Consider the following 2,670-nt stretch of genomic DNA (forward strand, 5'->3'; position numbering starts at 1 on the left):
GGGAGCCTGACGATTACCTACTTTCACACGGGTAATCCGCACTATCATCGGCGTGGAGTCGTTTCACGGTCCTGTTCGGGATGGGAAGGGGTGGTACCGACACGCTATGGTCATCAGGCATGACTTGTTGTCGTGTCGCCTTTGGGGCGGCACAACCAATCGGGAAGAAGTAGCTGAGAGGATGCCTCTCGTTTGCACGTTAATACGTGCGGGTTGTGCTGTTTCTGGCACAACACTGATCTCAACCGTGCGTGGTGTCCGAGACCCTGCGCGTCGCGCAGGGTGGGGCATCCATAAGTGCTCAAGCACTAATGGCTGCCGACACACACCTGTTATAGGATCAAGCCTTACGGGCAATTAGTATCAGTTAGCTTAACGCATTACTGCGCTTCCACACCTGACCTATCAACGTCCTGGTCTTGAACGACCCTTCAAGGGGCTTAAAGCCCCGGGGATATCTCATCTTAAGGCGAGTTTCCCGCTTAGATGCTTTCAGCGGTTATCTCTTCCGAACATAGCTACCCGGCGATGCCACTGGCGTGACAACCGGTACACCAGAGGTTCGTCCACTCCGGTCCTCTCGTACTAGGAGCAGCCCCCTTCAAATATCCAGCGCCCACGGCAGATAGGGACCAAACTGTCTCACGACGTTTTAAACCCAGCTCACGTACCTCTTTAAATGGCGAACAGCCATACCCTTGGGACCGGCTACAGCCCCAGGATGAGATGAGCCGACATCGAGGTGCCAAACACCGCCGTCGATATGAACTCTTGGGCGGTATCAGCCTGTTATCCCCAGAGTACCTTTTATCCGTTGAGCGATGGCCCTTCCATACAGAACCACCGGATCACTATGACCTGCTTTCGCACCTGCTCGACTTGTCGGTCTCGCAGTTAAGCACGCTTATGCCATTGCACTATCAGCACGATTTCCGACCGTACCTAGCGTACCTTCGTACTCCTCCGTTACACTTTGGGAGGAGACCGCCCCAGTCAAACTGCCTACCATGCACTGTCCCCGACCCGGATCACGGGCCAAGGTTAGAACCTCAAACAGATCAGGGTGGTATTTCAAGGTTGGCTCCACGGAAACTGGCGTTCCCGCTTCACAGCCTCCCACCTATCCTACACAGACCGGTTCAAAGTCCAATGCAAAGCTACAGTAAAGGTTCATGGGGTCTTTCCGTCTAGCCGCGGGGAGATTGCATCATCACAAACACTTCAACTTCGCTGAGTCTCGGGAGGAGACAGTGTGGCCATCGTTACGCCATTCGTGCAGGTCGGAACTTACCCGACAAGGAATTTCGCTACCTTAGGACCGTTATAGTTACGGCCGCCGTTTACCGGGACTTCAATCAAGAGCTTGCACCCCATCATTTAATCTTCCGGCACCGGGCAGGCGTCACACCCTATACGTCCACTTTCGTGTTTGCAGAGTGCTGTGTTTTTATTAAACAGTCGCAGCCACCAGTTTATTGCAACCCCTTCACCCTCCTGGCGCAGGCCAGTCAAGCTACAGGGGCGTACCTTATCCCGAAGTTACGGTACCAATTTGCCGAGTTCCTTCTCCCGAGTTCTCTCAAGCGCCTTAGAATACTCATCTCGCCCACCTGTGTCGGTTTGCGGTACGGTCCTGTTAAACTGAAGCTTAGAGGCTTTTCTTGGAACCACTTCCAGTTGCTTCTTCACCTAAGTGAATGGCCTCGCACCCTTGAATTCCGCGCCCGGATTTGCCAAAGCGCCTTCTCCAATGCAAGGACCGGGACTTCCAACACCCGGACAACCTTCCGCGATCCGTCCCCCCATCGCATTTAACAATGGTGCAGGAATATTAACCTGCTTCCCATCAGCTACGCATTTCTGCCTCGCCTTAGGGGCCGACTCACCCTACGCCGATGAACGTTGCGTAGGAAACCTTGGGCTTACGGCGAGGGGGCCTTTCACCCCCTTTATCGCTACTCATGTCAGCATTCGCACTTCCGATACCTCCAGCACACTTTTCAATGCACCTTCGCAGGCTTACGGAACGCTCTCCTACCATGCATATAAATATGCATCCGCAGCTTCGGTATATTGCTTAGCCCCGTTACATCTTCCGCGCAGGACGACTCGATCAGTGAGCTATTACGCTTTCTTTAAAGGATGGCTGCTTCTAAGCCAACCTCCTGACTGTTTTAGCCTTCCCACTTCGTTTCCCACTTAGCAATATTTGGGGACCTTAGCTGGCGGTCTGGGTTGTTTCCCTCTTGACACCGGACGTTAGCACCCGATGTCTGTCTCCCGTGATTGCACTCTTCGGTATTCGGAGTTTGCTATGGCGAAGTAATCCGCAATGGACCCTTCAACCATGACAGTGCTCTACCCCCGAAGGTGATACACGAGGCACTACCTAAATAGTTTTCGGAGAGAACCAGCTATTTCCAGGTTTGTTTAGCCTTTCACCCCTATCCACAGCTCATCCCCTAACTTTTCAACGTTAGTGGGTTCGGACCTCCAGTACGTGTTACCGCACCTTCATCCTGGCCATGGATAGATCACCTGGTTTCGGGTCTACACCCAGCGACTGAACGCCCTGTTCGGACTCGCTTTCGCTACGCCTGCCCTAATCGGTTAAGCTTGCCACTGAATGTAAGTCGCTGACCCATTATACAAAAGGTACGCCGTCACCCC

2 rRNA genes are annotated in these 2,670 nt (G+C 53.3%); both read right to left on the reverse strand.

The features are described from left to right. Positions 1-4 precede the first annotated feature (4 nt). Positions 5-118, reverse strand: a 5S ribosomal RNA gene (rrf, locus tag FQ755_RS34765). 218 nt (positions 119-336) lie between these two features. Further along, a 23S ribosomal RNA gene (locus FQ755_RS34770) occupies positions 337-2,670 on the reverse strand; the annotation flags it as partial.

The organism is Paraburkholderia sp. BCC1885 (assembly GCF_900996235.1).
GTDB lineage: Bacteria > Pseudomonadota > Gammaproteobacteria > Burkholderiales > Burkholderiaceae > Paraburkholderia.